At 66.6% G+C, this 18729-nt stretch carries 17 protein-coding genes and 1 pseudogene; 11 read left to right on the forward strand and 7 right to left on the reverse strand.

Going from position 1 to position 18729, the window contains the following annotated elements; genetic code table 11:
* Positions 1-55: 55 nt before the first annotated feature.
* On the reverse strand, positions 56-1171 hold the full coding sequence (locus ACGYLD_RS15380; protein WP_271691869.1) for a class I SAM-dependent RNA methyltransferase: 1116 nt from the start codon (positions 1169-1171) through the stop codon (positions 56-58).
* Between the two features lie 97 nt (positions 1172-1268).
* A complete protein-coding gene (locus tag ACGYLD_RS15385) occupies positions 1269-1706 on the reverse strand; it encodes a peptidylprolyl isomerase (protein WP_271691870.1) in 438 nt (145 codons plus the stop codon).
* Between the two features lie 195 nt (positions 1707-1901).
* On the opposite strand from ACGYLD_RS15385, the gene ACGYLD_RS15390 reads away from it, so the two are divergent.
* From ACGYLD_RS15390 to ACGYLD_RS15415, 6 genes and pseudogenes are all read left to right on the forward strand, one after another.
* On the forward strand, positions 1902-2588 hold the full coding sequence (locus ACGYLD_RS15390) for a haloacid dehalogenase type II (RefSeq protein ID WP_394403104.1): 687 nt from the start codon (positions 1902-1904) through the stop codon (positions 2586-2588).
* Positions 2588-3409, forward strand: a complete 822-nt coding sequence (locus ACGYLD_RS15395; RefSeq protein WP_394403105.1) for an alpha/beta fold hydrolase — start codon at positions 2588-2590, stop codon at positions 3407-3409. The genes ACGYLD_RS15390 and ACGYLD_RS15395 overlap by 1 nt, the downstream gene beginning before the upstream one ends.
* Positions 3406-4377, forward strand: coding sequence for a threonine/serine dehydratase (locus ACGYLD_RS15400; RefSeq protein WP_394403107.1), 972 nt, complete (start codon positions 3406-3408; stop codon positions 4375-4377). Before ACGYLD_RS15395 ends, ACGYLD_RS15400 begins: the two co-directional genes overlap by 4 nt.
* Before the next feature lie 170 nt (positions 4378-4547).
* Positions 4548-5350 (forward strand): annotated as a pseudogene (pcaD, locus tag ACGYLD_RS15405) (3-oxoadipate enol-lactonase).
* Positions 5351-5470: 120 nt separating this feature from the next.
* A complete protein-coding gene (locus ACGYLD_RS15410; RefSeq protein ID WP_394403109.1) occupies positions 5471-6691 on the forward strand; it encodes a TCR/Tet family MFS transporter in 1221 nt (406 codons plus the stop codon).
* Positions 6692-6763: 72 nt separating this feature from the next.
* The gene (locus ACGYLD_RS15415) at positions 6764-7852 is read left to right on the forward strand and encodes a zinc-binding dehydrogenase (protein ID WP_394403111.1); all 1089 of its coding nucleotides are present in this window, start codon (positions 6764-6766) and stop codon (positions 7850-7852) included.
* A gap of 23 nt (positions 7853-7875) precedes the next feature.
* On the opposite strand, the gene ACGYLD_RS15420 is transcribed toward ACGYLD_RS15415, so the two are convergent.
* The 4 genes from ACGYLD_RS15420 to ACGYLD_RS15435 form a co-directional block, all read right to left on the reverse strand.
* Positions 7876-9147: a glycerate kinase gene (locus ACGYLD_RS15420; RefSeq protein ID WP_271691877.1), complete on the reverse strand. Its 1272-nt coding sequence runs from the start codon at positions 9145-9147 to the stop codon at positions 7876-7878.
* A gap of 47 nt (positions 9148-9194) precedes the next feature.
* Positions 9195-10184, reverse strand: a complete 990-nt coding sequence (locus tag ACGYLD_RS15425) for an ROK family protein (protein WP_394403113.1) — start codon at positions 10182-10184, stop codon at positions 9195-9197.
* A 120-nt stretch (positions 10185-10304) separates the two neighbouring features.
* Entirely contained in the window at positions 10305-10523 is a 219-nt protein-coding gene (locus ACGYLD_RS15430) for a hypothetical protein (RefSeq protein WP_271691879.1), read from the reverse strand.
* 109 nt (positions 10524-10632) lie between these two features.
* The gene (locus tag ACGYLD_RS15435; protein ID WP_271691880.1) at positions 10633-11991 is read right to left on the reverse strand and encodes a formimidoylglutamate deiminase; all 1359 of its coding nucleotides are present in this window, start codon (positions 11989-11991) and stop codon (positions 10633-10635) included.
* Positions 11992-12076: 85 nt separating this feature from the next.
* On the opposite strand from ACGYLD_RS15435, the gene hutI reads away from it, so the two are divergent.
* From hutI to hutU, 4 genes are read left to right on the forward strand one after another with little or no spacing between them, the layout of a single operon-like run.
* The gene (gene hutI / locus ACGYLD_RS15440) at positions 12077-13285 is read left to right on the forward strand and encodes an imidazolonepropionase (protein WP_394403115.1); all 1209 of its coding nucleotides are present in this window, start codon (positions 12077-12079) and stop codon (positions 13283-13285) included.
* On the forward strand, positions 13282-14820 hold the full coding sequence (hutH, locus tag ACGYLD_RS15445) for a histidine ammonia-lyase (protein WP_394403117.1): 1539 nt from the start codon (positions 13282-13284) through the stop codon (positions 14818-14820). Before hutI ends, hutH begins: the two co-directional genes overlap by 4 nt.
* 11 nt (positions 14821-14831) lie before the next feature.
* Positions 14832-15632 (forward strand): N-formylglutamate deformylase, encoded by an 801-nt coding sequence (gene hutG, locus ACGYLD_RS15450; protein ID WP_271693843.1) that lies wholly within the window; start codon positions 14832-14834, stop codon positions 15630-15632.
* Complete coding sequence (hutU, locus tag ACGYLD_RS15455; RefSeq protein WP_394403119.1) at positions 15629-17296, forward strand: urocanate hydratase; 1668 nt, start codon at positions 15629-15631, stop codon at positions 17294-17296. Before hutG ends, hutU begins: the two co-directional genes overlap by 4 nt.
* Positions 17297-17333: 37 nt before the next feature.
* Here the strand turns inward: hutU and ACGYLD_RS15460 are convergent, their stop codons facing one another.
* Positions 17334-18023 (reverse strand): UTRA domain-containing protein, encoded by a 690-nt coding sequence (locus tag ACGYLD_RS15460; protein ID WP_394403121.1) that lies wholly within the window; start codon positions 18021-18023, stop codon positions 17334-17336.
* Between the two features lie 182 nt (positions 18024-18205).
* Here ACGYLD_RS15460 and ACGYLD_RS15465 point away from each other — a divergent pair, with 182 nt between their 5' ends.
* A complete protein-coding gene (locus ACGYLD_RS15465) occupies positions 18206-18727 on the forward strand; it encodes a cell wall hydrolase (RefSeq protein ID WP_394403123.1) in 522 nt (173 codons plus the stop codon).
* Positions 18728-18729 lie beyond the last annotated feature (2 nt).

Consider the following 18729-nt stretch of genomic DNA (forward strand, 5'->3'; position numbering starts at 1 on the left):
GCGGGCAGGCGATGGCCCGGCGCCTGCGGCTTGATTCCGGGCCAAGTGGCAGCCTCTACCGCAACGCCTCGGTCTGCCAGAGCCACACCTTCATCCCGCCATGCGCAATCGCCGGCCCCTGCCCCTTCCACGGCAGCCCGGTCGCCTTCGCAAGCGGCGGCTCCGAGGTCACCAGCCCCACCCGCCAGCCGCGGAACCGCGCCTTCAGCGTCTCGCCCAGCGTCCCATAGAGCGGATAAAGCAGCTTCTTGTTGCCGATCCGCCCGCCGTAGGGCGGGTTCACGATCACCAGCCCAGGCGGGCCTTCGGGCGGCTGCACCTCCCCTGCCCCATGGCAGGCGAAGTGGCACCACGCCCCCACCCCGGCCCGGTCGGCATTGGCCGTGCTCATGCGGATCGCGCCCGCGTCCCGGTCGGAGCCGTGGAACCGCAGGGCAGGCTCGGCCTCCGCCCCCGCAGCGCGCATTTCGTCCCACGCCCCGGCATCGAAACTCGCCAGGTCCTCGAAGGCGAAGCGCCGCGAGCGCCCGGGCTTCAGCCCCGCCGCGATCTCGGCCGCCTCAATCAGGAACGTGCCCGAACCGCACATCGGGTCGACCACCGGCTCGCCGGGCGCATAGCCGCAGGACCGCAGCATCAGCGCCGCCATGTTCTCGCGCATCGGCGCCTTGCCCACGGCCTCCTTGTGGCCGCGCTTGTGCAGCGCCTCGCCAGAGGTATCGAGGCTGAAGGTCACCTGATTGTCGTGGATGCGGACCTTCAGCACCAGCGCCGCCTCGGCATCCACCGTGATGCCATGGCTTTCGCGCAGCGCCGTTTCGACCCGCTGCTGCGCCGCCCCGGCGTGGTAAATCTTGGATGCCTTCGTCGTCACCTGCACCTTCACCGGCACATCGGTGCGCAGCACATCGGTAAAGGGAAATTTACGACAGCGTTTGTCCAACTGCGCCAGATGGAAGGCCATGAAACCGCCGATCCGCGCCAGCACCCGCGCGGCGCCGCGCAGCTCCAGATTGGCGCGCCAGACCTCGGGCCAGCCGCCCTGCACGCTCACGCCACCGGGCTGGGCCTGCGCTGCTGCAAAACCTTTTTCCTGCGCTTCGGCGCAGAGCAAATCCTCAAGCCCGGGCGGGCAGACAAGGAAAATCTCGAATGTATCCGGGGTATCCATGGCCCCTGCATAAGCGCCAATGCGCGGGCGTGCGAGGGGAAAAGACGCCGGAGACGTCTTTGGGGCGTGCCGGGGGGAAGCCCCCCGGCCACCGATATCATGCCGCCGGAGCGATCTTGACCAGTTCGATGTCGAACCGCAGGTCTTTGCCCGCCAGCGGGTGGTTGGCGTCGAGCGTGACGGTGGTCTCGTCAACCTCGACCACGGTCACCGGCAGGGCCTGACCTTCGGGGGTCTGCATCTGCAGCTGCGTGCCGGGATCGAGCGGGATGTCCGCCGGGATGCCTTCGCGCGGCACGGCCTGACGCATCTCGGGGTTCACGGGGCCGTAAGCTTCGTCGCTGGGCACCTGAACGACCTTCTTGTCGCCCTCGGTCATGCCGGGCAGCGCGCTGTCGAGACCGGGGATGATCTGGCCCGAGCCCACGACGAACTCCAGCGGGTCACGGCCCTCGGAGCTGTCGAATGTGGTGCCGTCTTTCAACGTGCCGGTATAGTGAATCTGTACTGTGTCGCCGGATTTGACCTCAGCCATCGGGTGTCTCCAATCTGTAGGGGAAAAAAGGGAAGGAGGCCGCGTATCTGCGCGGGTGCTCCAAATTCCGCGACAGCATGAAGATTGTGACCCCGAGAGTAAACCCCCCGTCCGGGTCGATCGCGGAATTCGCCCCTTTTCGCCGCCGCGCCTGCGTGCCACTCTGCCGCTACACGGAAAGGGAGAGCCTGTCAGATGCCCATCACGACCTGCGTTTTCGACGCCTATGGAACCCTCTTCGACGTGGCCGCCGCCGCCCGTGAGGCCGCAGCCGAACCCGCTTTCGCCGCCATCGCCGAGACTTGGCCGGAACTGGCAGAACACTGGCGTCTCAAGCAGTTGCAGTATTCATGGCTGCGGGCGGTAACCGGGGCGCATGACGATTTCTGGCAAGTCACCCAAGAGGGGCTGGATTGGACGCTGGAGAAGATGAACCTCGCCGATGACCCCGCCCTGCGCGCGCGCCTGCTGGCGCTTTACTGGGAGCTTCGCGCCTATGACGAGGTGGCCGCCATGCTGCGCGCGCTGAAAGACGGGGGCCTGAACACCGCGATCTTGTCGAACGGCGCCCCGGCGATGCTGGACGGGGCGGTGCAATCGGCGGGAATCGGTGATCTTTTGGATGCCTCGCTTTCGGTCGAAAGCGTCGGCGTCTTCAAACCGCATGCGTCGGTCTATGACCTTGTCGGGGCGCACTTCGGCTGTGCCAAGGACGAGGTGCTGTTCGTGTCCTCCAACGGCTGGGATGCGGCAGCGGCGACGGGCTATGGGTTCACCACCGCATGGGTGAACCGGGGCGGTGATCCGGTGGACCGGCTGCCGTGGAAACCCGCGCATCAGTTGCGCGAGCTGAGCGGCATTCCCGCATTGGCGGGGCTCTGATGCCGCGTTTCACCACCTCCGACGGGCTGTCCCTGCATTACACGGATGAGGGCAGTGGCTTGCCGATCCTTTGCCTTGCCGGTCTCACCCGCACCGGCGCGGATTTCGACTACCTCGCCCCGCATTTGGCTGATCACCGGCTGATCCGCATGGACTACCGCGGGCGGGGCCGCTCGGATTTCGACGCGAATTGGCGGAACTACACGCTCTCGGTGGAATGCCGCGACGTGTTGGAATTGCTGGCGCATCTGGGGCTGGAACAGGTCGCCCTCATCGGCACCTCGCGTGGCGGGCTGAATGCCATGGCGCTGGCGATGGTCGCTCATGATCACCTTTTGGGCGTGGCGCTGAATGACGTGGGCCCCGAGCTTGACCCCAAGGGCGTTGAATTCATCATGGGCTATCTCGGTCGTAACCCCGCCGCCAAAACCTATGAAGAAGCCGCCGCCGCCATGGCCCGCGCCTTCCCCGAGTTTCACGGCGTGCCCGAGAGCCGCTGGCTTGAGGAGGTCAAACGTCACTACAGGGCGACCGACGATGGGCTGAAAATCACCTATGATCCGCATCTGCGCGATGCCGTGACCGCCGCAGGCCAGCAGGCTGTCGATCTGTGGCCATTCTTCGATGCGCTGCAAGGGTTGCCGTTGGTCACGATCCGCGGGGCCAATTCCACGCTGTTCAGCCGCGAGACGCTGATGCAGATGCAGACCCGCCGCCCCGATATGATTGTGGCCGAAGTGCCGGACCGCGGCCATGTGCCCTTTCTCGACGAACCCCAAGCGCTTGCCGCGCTGCACGAATGGATAGGACAAATCAAATGAACATCGACATGATCCGCGCCGCCGCCGACCGCGCCAAGGGCCATGTGCGGCGCACGCCGCTCTTGAACTCCCCCTTTCTGGACGAGATCGCGGGCCGCCGGGTCTGGGTCAAACCCGAGTGTTTGCAGCATACTGGCAGCTTCAAGTTCCGCGGCGCGTGGTCAGCCCTTTCGGCCCTGCCAAGCGCGCAGCGCGCCAAGGGCGTCATCGCCTATTCCAGCGGCAATCATGCCCAAGGCGTGGCGCTGGCGGCCAAGATGCACGGCGCGCCTGCCGTGATCGTCATGCCCGAGGACAGCCCGCGGCTGAAGATCGCCAACACCCGCGCCTATGGCGCCGAGGTGGTGCTTTATGACCGCGCGAATGAGAGCCGCGAGGAGATCGGTGCGGCCTTGGCTGAGGAACGCGGGCTTACGCTGATCAAACCCTATGACGAGCCGCAGGTCATCGCGGGCCAAGGCACCACGGGGCTGGAAATCGCCCAGCAGGCCGCCGAGGCCGGGATCGAAGAGGCCCAGGTGATCGTCTGCTGCGGGGGCGGTGGCCTGACCTCCGGCATCGCGCTGGCGCTGGAGGCTGAGGCGCCGGGGTTCCGCGTGCGCCCGGCGGAACCGGAAGGCTTCGACGATGCCGCCCGCTCGCTGGTTTCCGGCCAGATCGAGCAGAACCCGAGCGCCTTGGGCTCGATCTGCGATGCCATCGTCACGCCTGCGCCGGGGGAGCTGACCTTCCCGATCATGCAGCGATTGGTGGGTCCGGGACTGGTGGTGAGCGACGAGGAGGCGTTGCAGGCTATGGGTCATGCCTTCAACCGGTTGAAACTCGTGGCCGAGCCGGGCGGTGCCGTGGCGCTTGCCGCGGCGTTGTTCCGGGGCGGGGAGATCGAGGGCGACGCTGTGATCGTCACCATCTCCGGCGGGAACGTTGATGCGGATATGTTTGCCCGCGCCTTACAGACACTGGGGTAACGATTAGGGCAGCGCCGACCCGCGGGGTGGTGCTGAAAGCGCCGCCCCAGGGGGGCGGGTCGGCGCTGCCCGGTGTGCCACCGGGCGGTACCTATTCGAACTGTCCCGTCTTTGACCTCCCGCGTTCGCACGATATGCTGCACCCTGAACGCCGCCCAAAGGAGACCCCCATGCAGATTTTCGACACCGGCGAGGTGCAACTGCACTACCGCGTCGACGGCCCCGAGGACGGCGCGCCCGTGGTCTTCGCCAACTCGCTCGGCACCGACATGCGCCTGTGGGACCCGATCCTGCCGCTGCTCGCGCCCGGCCTGCGCATCATCCGCTTCGACAAACGCGGCCACGGCCTGTCGTCCTGCCCGCCCGCGCCTTATTCTATGGGGTCGCTCATCACCGACACCGAACGCCTGCTCGACCACCTTCAGGTGCGCGACTGCGTCTTCATCGGCCTCTCGATCGGCGGCATGATCGCGCAGGGGCTGGCGGTCAAACGGCTCGACATGATCCGCGCGCTGGTGCTGAGCAACACCGCCACCAAAATCGGCAACCGCGACATCTGGGATGCGCGGATCGCGGAGGTCGAAAAGGGCGGCATCGAAAGCCTTGCCGATGCGGTGATGGAGCGTTGGTTTTCGACCGGGTTCCGCGCCACGCCGGAACTGGCGCTCTGGCGCAACATGCTGACGCGGCAGCCGACGCGGGCTATGCGGGCTGTTCGGCGGCGATTTCGCACAGTGATTTCATGACCCCGACCTCCGGCCTACGCCTGCCCGCACTTGGCATCGCAGGGACGGAAGACGGCTCAACCCCGTCCGATCTGGTGCGCGAGTTGATGGACCTGATCCCTGCCTCGAAATTCAAATTGATCCGCCGCGCGGGCCATCTGCCCTGTGTCGAGCAACCGCAGGAATACGCCGAAACGCTGAACGATTTCCTCGCCAGTGTCGGACATATCCCGAAGGCGCAGGGCTGAGCGTGGCGGCAGGTGTCTCTGGCAGCGAGCGGGTCAAACGCCTGCAACGCGCGCCGCATTCGCGCCCTATCGTGACGTCGGCCCTTGCCTTTGGCCCCCGCGCGGACCACATCTGACCGAATGCCGCTGCCACTGATCTTTATCCTTGTGACGGTGATGATCGATGCCATGGGCGTCGGCCTGATCTTGCCCGTCATGCCCGACCTGATCCGCGAAGTTCGCGGCGGCGGGCTGAGCGATGCGGCCCTTTGGGGCGGCGTGCTGGCCACGGGCTTTGCGGCGATGCAATTCCTTTTCGGCCCGGTGCTGGGCGGGCTCTCCGACCGTTTTGGCCGCCGCCCGGTCCTGCTGCTGGCGCTGATCGTGATGACGGTGGACTATGGCGTGATGGCACTCGCGGGCAGCATTTGGCTGCTGCTGATCGGGCGGCTCGTGGGGGGCATCACGGCGGCGACCCATGCCACGGCCTCAGCCTATATGGCCGATATCTCTCCGGCGCAGGACCGCGCGGCGCGTTTCGGGCTGATCGGCGCGGCCTTTGGCGCGGGCTTTGTTCTGGGGCCGCTGATGGGCGGCGTCTTGGGCGAATATGGCACCCGCGCGCCCTTTTGGGCCGCAGCGGTACTGGCGGCGGGCAATGCGGCGCTTGGCTGGGCCGTGCTGCGCGAAACCCTGCCCCCGACGCAGCGCCGCGCTTTCGACTGGCGACGGGCCAATCCGCTGGGCGCGCTGCGCGCCCTTGGCCGCCTGCCCGAGGTTGGCAGGCTGCTCGCGGTCTATTTCATCTACCATGTGGGCTTTGCCGCCTATCCGGCGGTTTGGGCCTATTTCGGGGTCGAGCGTTTCGGCTGGTCACCGACGATGATCGGCCTTTCACTCGGCCTTTTCGGTGTGCTAATGGCTCTGGTCCAAGGCGCGCTGATCGGCCCCGTGATCAGCCGCTTGGGCGCGCGCGCCACGGTGATTCTAGGCCATGTCTTTGCCCTTGCCGCCTTTGCCGCGCTCACCCTGCTGACCTCGGGCACTTGGGCGCTGATCATGACCCCGCTCGCCGCGCTTGCGGGGGTGATCCCGCCCGCGCTTCAAGGCATCATGTCAGCCCGCGTCAGCGCCGACGCCCAAGGGGAGTTGCACGGCGCGCTCAGTTCCTCCACCGCGCTGGCGATGATCATCTCGCCGCTGACGATGACCGCAGTCTTCGCCTATTTCACGGCCCCCGAAGCCGCGATCTACCTTCCCGGTGCGCCCTTCCTGCTGGCGCTTTTGCTGACCCTCGGCGGGCTGGTGATCTTTGCCAGCCGCCCTACCCCTACGTCACAAAACGACACTTCGCCGCATTAGGCCCATTCCCCGTCTTGCACCACCGGCCCAACCGCGTCAGGCTGGCGAAAACCAAGTGAAAGGGACAGGCCATTGCAAACCATCAAAGCCGCCGTCTGCCATGCCTTTGACACACCGCTGAGTGTCGAAGACATCCGCATCAGCGCACCGCAAACGGGCGAGGTCGAAGTGACCTTGGATGCCGTGGCGATCTGCCATTCCGACATCCTGTTTGCCGAAGGTGGCTGGGGCGGCACACTGCCTGCCGTCTATGGCCATGAGGCCGCAGGCCGCGTCAGCGCCGTGGGGCCGAATGTGCAGGGTCTGGCCGAGGGCGACAGCGTGATCGTCACCCTGATCCGCGCCTGTGGCAGCTGCCCCAACTGCGCCTCGGGCCAGCCGACGATCTGCGAAACCCCGCAAGCGCCCGAAGGGCCGCTGCAAACGGCCGAGGGCGCACCGCTCGTTCAGGCGATGAACACCGGCGGTTTCGCCGAGAAGGTCGTCGTAGACCGGTCGCAGGTGGTGAAAATCTCGCATGACATTCCCAAAGACGCCGCCTGCCTGATCGCCTGCGGCGTCATCACCGGTGTCGGCGCCGTGGTCAACGCAGCGGGCCTGCGCGCGGGTCAGGATGTGGTGGTGATCGGCGCGGGCGGGGTCGGCCTCAACGCGATTCAAGGGGCGCGCATCGCGGGCGCTCGGCGGATCGTGGCGGTCGACATGACCGAAGACAAACTCGCCATCGCTCGCGAATTCGGCGCGACCGACACTGTGCTCGCGACCGAGGCGAAACCGTGGCGCGCGGCCTTCAAGGCCATGGGGCGCGGGGCGGATGCCGTGATCGTCACCGTGGGCGCGATCCCCGCCTATGAAACCGCGCCGCGCTACCTCGCCGCCGGGGGCCGGGTGATCATGGTCGGCATGCCCCACAGCGGGGCCGAGGCCAGCTATGAACCGGTGGTCCTCGCCGCCCTGGGGCAAGGCATGGTCGGCTCCAAAATGGGCGATGTGGTGATCCAGCGCGACATTCCGTGGATGGTCGACCTCTATCTTCAGGGCCGCCTGCAACTCGACAGCCTAATCTCTGGCCGCTGGCGGCTGGATCAGATCAACGAGGCGATTGCCGACACCAAGACCGGGGCCGCGCGGCGCAATGTGATCGTCTTCGACCGGTCCTAAATCGGCCCCGAGGCGGGCGGACGCTACGGCAGATCGCCGATCAGAAGGGCGCGAAAATCATTCACATTGGTCCCGGTGGGGCCGGTGTGAAACAGTGCATCTATCGCCTCGAAGGCCCCGAAAGCATCGTTGCGCTGCAAAGCGCCGCGCGGGTCCACCCCCGCCGCGCGCATGGCAGCCGCTGTGCCTGCCTCCACGAAAGCGCCCGCGTTATCCTCTGACCCGTCGATACCATCGGTATCCGCGGCCAAGGCCGTGATCCCCTCCTGCCCTTCGAGCGCCAGCGCGAGGGACAGCGCAAACTCACTATTCCGCCCGCCGCGCCCTTTGTGGCGCAGGGTCACCGTCGTCTCACCACCCGAGAGCAGCACCAGCGGCGCGGGATGCGGAAAGCCGCTCTCTTGCGCCTGCCGCGCGAGAGCCGCATGCACCAGCGCCACCTCCCGTGCCTCGCCCTCGATCGCGTCCGACAGGATCCACGCGTTCACCCCCCGCGCCTGCGCGGCTTTGGCCGCGGCGGCAAGCGACAGACCGGCAGAGGCGATGACATGGGTCTGCGTCGTGCTCGGCGCGTCCTGCTGAGGCTGCGTTGCCGCCTTTTCCAGAAACGCCATGCAGCGCCCCGGCAGTTCCAACCCCCGCGCGGCCACCTCTTCCAAAACCGCCGCCGCAGTACGCCGCCCCGGCACCGTGGGGCCAGAGGCCACGGCCCCCGGATCATCCCCCGGCACATCCGAGACGACAAAGCTCACCACCCGCGCGGGATGGGCCAGTTCCGCCAGACGTCCGCCGTTGACCGTGCTGAACTGCTTGCGGATGTCGTTCATGACCGAAATCGGCGCGCCCGAGGCCAAGAGCGCCGAATTCAACGCCTGCAAATCCTCCAACGTCAGCCCCTCGGGCGGGGCGGGCAAAAGCGATGAGCCGCCGCCGCAGACCAGCGCGATCACCTGATCCTCTGGCCCCAGACCTTGCACCGCTTCCTGCAAGGCGTGGGCAGCCTCGATCCCGGCCTGATCGGGCACGGGATGGGCAGCCTCCAGCACCTTGATCCGCTTGCATGGCGCGCCATAGCCGTAACGGGTGACCACGATACCGTCATAGGGATGCGGCCAGATGGCCTCGAACGCCTGCGCCAACTGCGCGGCCCCCTTGCCCGCACCGATCACCACCGTGCGCCCTTTGGGCGGCGGCGGCAGCTGGTCTTTCAGGATCAAATGCGGATCGGCGGCGGCGACGGCGGTGTCGAACAGTTCGGCCAAGAACTGGCGTTTCGGGTCATTGAGGTTGGACATAGGGCACTCCGACTGCTGCGGCAATCATGGCGGCCCGTTGCCTGCTGTCAATCCGGCAGGGGGTGTTCGTGCTGGACAAACAGGCAGTTGCGCGCGCCGAGCAGGCCAAAGTCGGGGTCGCTGCACAGGCCCAAGGGCATTGCCGCGCGCCATTTGCTGTGCCGCCCCCCTGCGTTGAAGGCGGCGCGGAAGTCGTCATCCAGCATCCACGGGTTCTGCTGCGCCACGCCCCCCGTGATGAAGACCCCGCCGCGCGCGCCCATGACCAAGCCCAGATCCCCCGCGACCCCGCCAAGATACTGCACCATCAAAGCAACTGCGCGACAGGCACTCGCGTCCTCCCCAGCCCTAGCCGCCGCGAAAATCGCCGCCGCCCCCTCCGAATGCGCCGCCTCGCCCCGTGCGGAGGCGATGGCACGATACCAATAGGGCATACCGGTGCCCGACAGGATCGCCTCGGCCTCGACCGCCAGCGCTTCGCCCACCTGCACCTCGGGCCAAAGCGCGATCAGGGCTTCGAAATAGGCCACTTCCTCGGCGCTATGGGGGGTGAGCCGCAGATGCCCTCCTTCGCCCGGCACCGCCGTGGGCCGCGCGCCCTGCCAGACCAGAGACCCAACGCCGAGGCCCGTCCCCGGGCCGATGATCACCCGCGCCCCCGGTCGCGGGTCGGGCCCGCCCTGAAGATAGGTCACATTGTCTGCATCCAGCGTGGCCAAGGACCAAGCCGCCGCCTCGAAATCATTGAGCAACAGCACCTTGGCGGGGTCCAAACCGCAGGCCCGTGCCAGATCATCCCGCGAGATGCTGCGCGCCGCATTGGTCATCCGCACCTGCCCGTCGACAACCACCCCGGCCACCGCCATGGCGACCCCTTCGGGCGGGCGGCCCATCTCGGCACAAAGCGTCGCGCAGGCATCAGGCAAAGTGGTCAGCCCGTCAGTGGGATGGCTGCGGCGTTCTACCACCGCCCCCGCCGGCTCTACCGCTGCGAGGCGCAGATTGGTGCCGCCGATGTCCCCTACCAAATACCACATGTGCCTGCCCCGCTGCCCTCGATACCGATGCAAGATGGCCCGCCTGCGCGGCCAAGGTCAAACAACAAAACCCGAAAGCCGAGGCTTCCGGGTTTCGCATTTGGGTGCTGTCCGTTTGGATCAATCAGGGGCGATCGGCACGGATGCTTCATTGTCGCCCTCAATGACGTTTTCCTCGTCGACGATCACTTCCTCTTCCGTCTCGGGCGCGGTGGCGACTTCCTCGCCCGTCCAATAGACGATGATCCCGACGCCAAAGATTACCACAAGCGCCATGCCGATCAGGGGCCATTTGTGACGGCTTTCCTGTTTTTTGAGGTTCGTGTCTGGTGGACTCATGATCCGCTCCCTTTCACTGTCTTCGGGCTGTGCCGCGCAGCACTTCGCGCGGTCCTCGTTACCGGGCCAACCCGGCAGGCCGCGCCAAAGTTCCCGAAAAGGGAAGGTTTCACAAAAGCGCCATCACCTCTGCCATGGCGCGACGGTAACCCGCCACGATCCGATCCCGCTGCCGGTGCCGCCCGCCCGTCACCGCATGGCGGCCCGCCGACCACAGATCGGTCACCACCCGATCCTTGGCGGCAAAGGCCAGACCGTCGAGCAATTGGTCAGGCCGCAGCGCGCAGAGCGCCGGGTCTTGGCTGTCGATCGCCACAAGATCGGCCCACTCGCCCACGGCAATCTCGCCCCGACCCCGGCCAAGCGCCTGCGCCCCGCCACGCGCCGCGCCCGTGTAAAGCGCCGCCCCGACCGAACCTTCCCCCGCCACCATCACATTGCGCGCCAAATCCCGCAGACGCTGTGAATATTCCAGCGTGCGCAATTCCTCGGTCAGCGAAATCAACACATTGGAATCAGACCCGATGCCAAACCGCCCCCCGGCGGCAAGGTAGCCCGGCCCGTTGAACGGCCCATCGCCCAAATTGGCCTCCGTCACCGGGCAAAGCCCTGCCACCGCGCCGCTGCGGGCCATGGCAGCGGTCTCACCTTCCGTCATATGAGTGGCGTGGATCAGGCACCAATTCTCGGCCACCTCGGCATTGGCCAGCAACCACTCGACCGGGCGTGCGCCAAGCCAAGCGGAGACATCCGCGACCTCTTTGGGCTGTTCGGCGAGGTGGATATGGACCGGCACATCGGGATGGTCGGCCAGCACCTCGGCCAATTCCGCCGGTGCGGTGGCGCGCAGCGAATGGGGCGCGATGCCGACGCGGCAATCGGGGGACAGGTCCCGCACCGCCCGCTGCGCCTGCTCAACCAGCGCGCCGAAGCGCGCCACCCCATTGCCAAAACGCGCCTGCCCCGCCTGCAAGGGCTGCTGCCCCGCCTCGCCATAGGTATAGAGCACCGGCAGATGGGTCAGCCCGATCCCCGTCTGTGCTGCCGCCGCCGCGATCCGGGCCGATAGCTCCCCCAGATTGTCATAGGGCGTGCCGTCGGGTTGGTGGTGGAGGTAGTGAAACTCTCCCACGCTGGCGAAACCGGCCTCTTGCATCTCTAGGAAGACGAAGGCCGCGATGGCTTCGATATGCGCGGGCGTCAGATGGGCGGTGAAGCGATACATCAAATCGCGCCATGTCCAGAAACTGTCCTTCCCGGCCAAGCGCGTCTCGGTCATCCCGGCCATGGCGCGTTGGAAGCTGTGGCAGTGCAGATTGGCCAGCGCGGGCAGCAGGGTGTCGACACGGGTGTCATCGGCCTTGGGTGCCTGCCCGGTCTCAACCTGCGTCACCCGCCCATCGGCAACCGTGATCCGAACGTCACGCGCCCATCCCTGCGGCAGTTTTGCATGTGTAGCGAAAATCATTTGACGGCCCTTTGCTTCTTTATGTATAGACATATAGCAAATAAAACCGATGTAGAAAAGCGAAACCTGAGGAGGAGGCGATAGGATGACAGCGCAGGATCGGGTCTTGGTCGACCTCACGGCGGCGACGATGGATGGCCCACAGCCCTATGGTTTGATCAAAGATGCGGCGATCGCGATTGCCGAGGGCCAGATCGCATGGGTCGGCCCGCGCGATGATCTGCCGCAAGGCTACCGCGACCTGCCCGCCGAATCGCTGGGTCAGCGCCTCGTCACCCCCGGGCTGATCGATTGCCACACCCATATCGTGCACGGCGGCGACCGCGCGCGAGAGTTCGAGATGCGGCTCGAGGGCGCCAGCTATGAGGAAATCGCCCGCGCCGGGGGCGGCATCGTCTCAACCGTCACCGCCACCCGCGCCGCCGATGAGGCAGAGTTGCTGGCCGATGCCCTGCGCCGCGTCGACGTGCTGATCGCCGAAGGGGTCACGGCCATCGAAGTCAAATCCGGCTACGGTCTGGATATCGAGACCGAGCTGCGCATGTTGCGCACCGCCCGCGCCATTGGCCAGCAGCGCCCGATCCGCGTCTCCACCACCTTCCTGGGCGCCCATGCGGTGCCTGCCGAATACACAGGCCGCGCGGATGCCTATATCGACGATGTTTGCCTCCCCGCCCTGCGTGCGGCTCATGCCGAAGGGCTGGTAGATGCGGTCGACGGGTTCTGCGAGGGCATCGCCTTTCAGCCCGCCCAAATCGCGCGGGTCTTTGACGTGGCGCGGGAATTGGGCCTGCCGGTGAAACTCCATGCCGAGCAATTGTCGAACTTGGGCGGCGCGCGGCTGGCGGCCTCCTATGGCGCGCTCTCGGCGGATCATATCGAATACCTTGATGAGAGCGGCGTGAGCGCGATGGCCGAAGCGGGCAGCGTGGCCGTTCTACTGCCCGGTGCCTTCTATACATTGCGCGAGACCCAAGCGCCGCCCATCGACCTGCTGCGCAAACACAGCGTGCCGATGGCGCTGGCGACGGATATCAACCCCGGCTCCTCGCCGCTGAATTCCCTGCTGCTGACCCTCAACATGGCCTGCACCCTGTTCCGCCTGACGCCGGAAGAAGCGCTGCGCGGCGCCACGCAGCACGCGGCCCGCGCGCTCGGGCTGGCGGATTGCGGCATGATCCGCCCCGGCCTGCGCGCCGACCTCGCCGTTTGGGACATCACACACCCGGCCGAGCTTGCCTACCGCATCGGCTTCAACCCGCTTCATTCCCGCATTTTCGGAGGCCAATCGTGACCACCCTGACCCTCACCCCCGGCGCGGCCACTTTGGATGATCTGGCCCGCATCTACCGCGAAGAGGCATCGGTGCGGCTCGCCCCCGCCTGCCGCCCCGCAATCGAAGACGCCCACGCCCGCATCGCTCGGGCCGTGGCGGGCGAGGATGCCGTTTACGGCGTGAACACCGGTTTCGGCAAGCTCGCCTCGGTCAAGATCGCGGCAGAGGATACGGCGGCACTGCAACGCAACCTGATCCTGTCGCATTGCTGCGGTGTCGGCCCCGCGATCCCGCGCGGCCATGCACGGCTGCTGATGGCGCTGAAACTGCTGAGCCTCGGGCGCGGTGCCTCGGGCGTGCGGCTGGCGGTCGTGGACCTGATCGAAGCCATGCTGGAGCGGGGCGTGACCCCGGTGATCCCGGCGCAAGGCTCTGTTGGCGCCTCGGGCGATCTGGCCCCCTTGGCGCATATGGCCGCCGTGATGATGGGCCATGGCGAGGCGGAGTTCGAGGGCCGCGTCATGACGGGCGGCGCGGCGCTGACTGCTGCGGGTCTCACCCCGTTGGAGTTCGGCCCCAAGGAAGGGCTGGCGCTGATCAACGGCACGCAATTCTCCACCGCTTTCGCGCTGGCGGGGCTCTTCGACGCATGGCAGGCCGCGACCTCGGCGCTGGTGATCTCGGCCCTGTCGACGGATGCAATCATGGGCTCCACCGCGCCGCTACAGCCCGAGATCCACGCCCTGCGCGGTCATCGCGGCCAGATCGAGGCGGGCGAGACCATGCGCGCCCTGCTCAATGGCTCAGAAATCCGGGAGAGCCATGTGGCGAATGATGCCCGCGTCCAAGACCCTTACTGCATCCGCTGCCAGCCGCAGGTGACGGGGGCGGCGATGGACGTGCTGCGCATGGCCGCCGCCACGCTGGAGGTCGAAGCCAATGCCGCCACCGATAACCCGCTGGTGCTGACGGGGGCAGACCTCATCGTCTCGGGCGGGAATTTCCATGCCGAGCCGGTGGGTTTCGCCGCCGATATGATCGCCCTCGCCCTGGCCGAGATCGGCGCCATCGCGCAGCGCCGCGTGGCGCTGATCGTCGATCCGGTGCTCAGCTTCAACCTGCCGCCCTTCCTGACGCCGACCCCCGGCCTCAACAGCGGCTATATGATCGCCGAAGTCACAACCGCCGCGTTGATGAGCGAGAACAAGCACCTCGCCAACCCCTGCGTCACCGACAGCACGCCGACCTCGGCCAACCAAGAAGATCACGTCAGCATGGCCGCCCATGGCGCAAGGCGGCTGGGGCAGATGGTCGAGAACCTGAACCGCATCCTTGGGGTGGAACTGCTCTGCGCCGCGCAGGGCATCGACTTTCGCGCGCCGCTTGCCACCAGCGAGACGTTGCAGCGGGTGGTCGCGCGGGTCCGCGAAGAGGTCGCCACGCTGGAAGACGACCGCTACCTCGCCCCCGATCTGGAACGCGCGGCACGGATGGTAGCGCGCGGTGAGATCACCCGTGCCGCCGCCTGCGAGATGCCGGGGCTTTCCACATGACCCCCGCTGAGATCACACCCGTCGAGATCACCCGCGGCGACAGCCCCATCGTGCTCGGCCTGCCTCATACCGGGACTGACCTGCCCGAGGCCATCCGGCGCGACCTGAACCCGCGCGGGCGGGAATTGGCGGATACCGATTGGCATATCGACCGGCTCTACGACGGGCTGCTGCCCGGCGCGACCACGGTGCGCGCGACCTTCCACCGCTATGTGATCGACGCCAACCGCGACCCTTCGGGCGCATCGCTCTACCCCGGGCAGAACACCACTGGGCTGGTGCCGTTGACGGATTTCGACGGGCAGGACATCTGGACCACCCCGCCCGACGCAGCCGAGGTTGAGGCCCGCCGCGTGGCATACCACGCGCCCTATCATGCCGCGCTTGAGGCCGAACTGGCCCGCGTCCGCGACCTGCATGGGGTCGCGATCCTCTATGACTGCCACTCGATCCGCTCGCTGATCCCCTTCCTCTTTGACGGCCCGCTGCCCGATTTCAACATCGGCACGAACCTCGGCACCACCTCCGCGCCGGAGATCGAAGCCGCCGTCGCCGAGATCTGCGCCGCCGCACCCGGCTACACCGCCGTCAGCAACGGGCGCTTCAAAGGCGGCTGGACCACGCGCCACTATGGCCGCCCCGCCGAAGGGCTCCACGCGATCCAGATGGAACTGGCACAAAGCAGCTACCTCGGCGCCGAGGCGCCGCCTTGGCCCTATGACCCCGACAAGGCCGCGCGGCTGCGCGTGCATCTGACCGATATCCTGACAACTCTGGCCGCGATGGCCCCTACCCTGAAAGGCACAGCATGAGCGATCCGCGCAAGAACACCCGTGACGTCTATCCCGCCACCGGCACCGAGCTTTCTGCGAAAAGCTGGCTGACCGAAGCGCCGCTGCGGATGCTGATGAACAACCTGCACCCCGACGTGGCCGAGAACCCGCATGAGCTGGTCGTCTACGGCGGCATCGGGCGCGCGGCGCGGACGTGGGAGGACTATGACCAGATCGTCGCCTCCCTGCGCGCGCTGGAAGAGGACCAAACGCTGCTGGTGCAATCGGGCAAGCCCGTGGGGGTTTTCCAAACCCATAAGGACGCCCCGCGCGTGTTGATCGCCAACTCCAACCTCGTGCCGCATTGGGCCAATTGGGACCATTTCAACGAACTCGATAAGAAGGGTCTGGCGATGTACGGCCAGATGACCGCCGGATCGTGGATCTACATTGGCAGCCAAGGCATCGTCCAAGGCACCTATGAGACCTTCGTCGAGGCAGGCCGCCAGCACTATGGTGGTGACCTCAAAGGCAAATGGATCCTCACCGGGGGCTTGGGCGGCATGGGCGGCGCGCAGCCCTTGGCCGCGGTCATGGCCGGTGCCTGCTGTCTGGCGGTGGAGTGCAATCCCGACAGCATCGATTTCCGCCTGCGCACCCGCTATGTCGATGAAAAGACCGACAGCCTTGATGAGGCGCTGGCGATGATCGACCGCTGGACCGCGGCGGGCGAGGCGAAGTCCGTGGCGCTTTTGGGCAATGCGGCAGATGTCTTTCCCGAACTGGTGAAACGCGGGGTCCGCCCCGATATCGTGACCGACCAGACCTCGGCCCATGACCCGGTGAACGGCTATCTGCCGCAGGGCTGGACGATGGGCGAATGGCGCGAGAAACGCGAGAGCGATCCCAAAGCGGTCGAAAAAGCCGCCCGCGCCTCGATGAAGGTGCAGGTGCAGGCGATGGTCGATTTCCACACCGCTGGCATCCCAACGGTCGACTATGGCAACAACATCCGCCAGATGGCACTGGAAGAAGGGCTCGACAACGCCTTCGACTTCCCCGGCTTCGTGCCCGCCTATATCCGCCCGCTGTTCTGCCGCGGCATCGGCCCCTTCCGCTGGGCGGCGCTGTCGGGCGATCCTGAGGATATCTACAAGACCGACGCCAAGGTGAAGGAGATCCTCGCTGAGGACACGCATCTGCACAACTGGCTCGACATGGCGCGGGAGCGTATCTCTTTCCAAGGGCTGCCTGCACGGATTTGTTGGGTGGGCTTAGGCGTGCGCCACAAGCTGGGGCTGGCCTTCAATGAGATGGTCCGCACAGGCGAACTCAGCGCGCCGGTGGTGATTGGCCGCGACCACCTCGACAGCGGCTCCGTCGCCTCGCCCAACCGCGAGACGGAGGCGATGAAAGACGGCTCTGACGCGGTGTCGGACTGGCCGCTGCTGAACGCGCTTTTGAACACCGCCTCGGGGGCGACTTGGGTGTCGCTGCACCACGGCGGCGGGGTCGGCATGGGCTTCTCGCAGCACTCGGGCATGGTGATCTGCTGTGACGGCTCCGAGGACGCCGACCGCCGGATCGAACGGGTGCTGTGGAACGACCCGGCGACGGGCGTGATGCGCCATGCGGACGCGGGCTATGACGAAGCACGCGATTGCGCCCGCGAACATGGGCTGAACCTGCCGGGTATCCTTTGAGCGCTGAGCGCTGCCGCCCACCCGCGGCGGCGGCAGCTTAATAGCGCGTGGTCAGGCGGTGGCCGGGGCGGTAGGACAGCCGCACATAGGTCACCGCCTGCCCCTCCCACCACGTCGACCGCTCGACGGTAAAAACCGGATCGCCCAAGCCGCAGGCGAGGTATTCGCTTAGCCTCTGATCGGCCAGTCCGGCAGAAAGGCTGATCTCCACATCCGAAAAGGGAATGGCCGAGATCAGCCATTCGTTCGGCCCGACATCGGTGAAACTCTCCTCCCGCGCCTGCGGGAGGGTGGCGAGGTTGATCCAACGGTCCTCAAATTGATAGGGGTCGCCATCGGCGTAATGCATGCAGACCAGATGCAGCGCCTCGCTCCCCGCGCCCAGTTTGAGCCGGGCGCGCAGCCAGTCGGGTGCAGGCTCAATTGCGTGACTGACCCGCGAATACCGGTAGTCGGCGCCCTTCTCTTCGATCTCGGCCCGGACCAGCGGAATGTCGAAACGGGCCTGCCGCAGCGGGGCCATGCGCACCCGCGTGCCCGCCTTGCGCCGCCTTTCGATGAACCCCTCTTCGGCCAATTCGCGCATGGCGCGGTTGACCGTCGCCCGGGCGCAGCCATAGGTCTCGGCCAGATCGACCTCATTGGGCACAAGGCTGCCCAACGGCCACTCGCCCTTGGTGATCTTTGACAGGATGTCGGTTTTCACATCCCGGTAGGTGACTTTCATAGGGCGGCCTGCTGCGATCATGACTGTTTTACCAAGCATTACACTAGATCAATCCCCAGCCCAAGCGCCCCCCGCGCGCCCCGCCCGGAGGGATACCGCCGGAGCCGGGCGCGGGTCTTGCCTCTGCCCGCGTTTGCTGGAAAATTATGTCCCACCTGCCCCCTCAGCCAGAAAGGCCGCCCATGCGCGTTCAGCCCCCGAAAATCCGCACTGCCGCTTTGCTCTTGGGCCTTGGCCTGCTCGCCGCCTGTGGCGGGAAGCAGACCGAAGTCGTCGCGGTTCCGGCGGATGAGGTGGAGTGTATGGCCCGCGCGATGTATTTCGAATCCAACCGTTCCAGCCGCGACGGAATGGTGGCCGTGGGGACGGTGGTGCTGAACCGCGTCCACTCCGACGCCTTCCCCGACACGGTCTGCGGTGTGGTCGGCCAGCCCAACCAATTCGCCCCCGGCGTGATGACGAAACCGATGACCGACCGCGGCGCCCCGCTGGCCCGCGCCACGGCACTGGCGGTGCTTCAGGGGGAGCGGCATCCGAAGGTCACCCGCGCCAGATTCTTTCACGCGGCATGGTACAATGCGAACTACAACAACATGCATTATGTGGTGACCGCGGGCGGCAATGCCTTTTACGAAAAGCGCCGCGCCCATCTTGTGACCGCGCCCAACCCGCTGCCGCCGCTCGAAGGGATCACCCCGCACTAAGG

The organism is Sulfitobacter sp. 1A12056 (assembly GCF_043558125.1).
GTDB classification, from domain to species: Bacteria; Pseudomonadota; Alphaproteobacteria; order Rhodobacterales; family Rhodobacteraceae; genus Sulfitobacter; species Sulfitobacter faviae.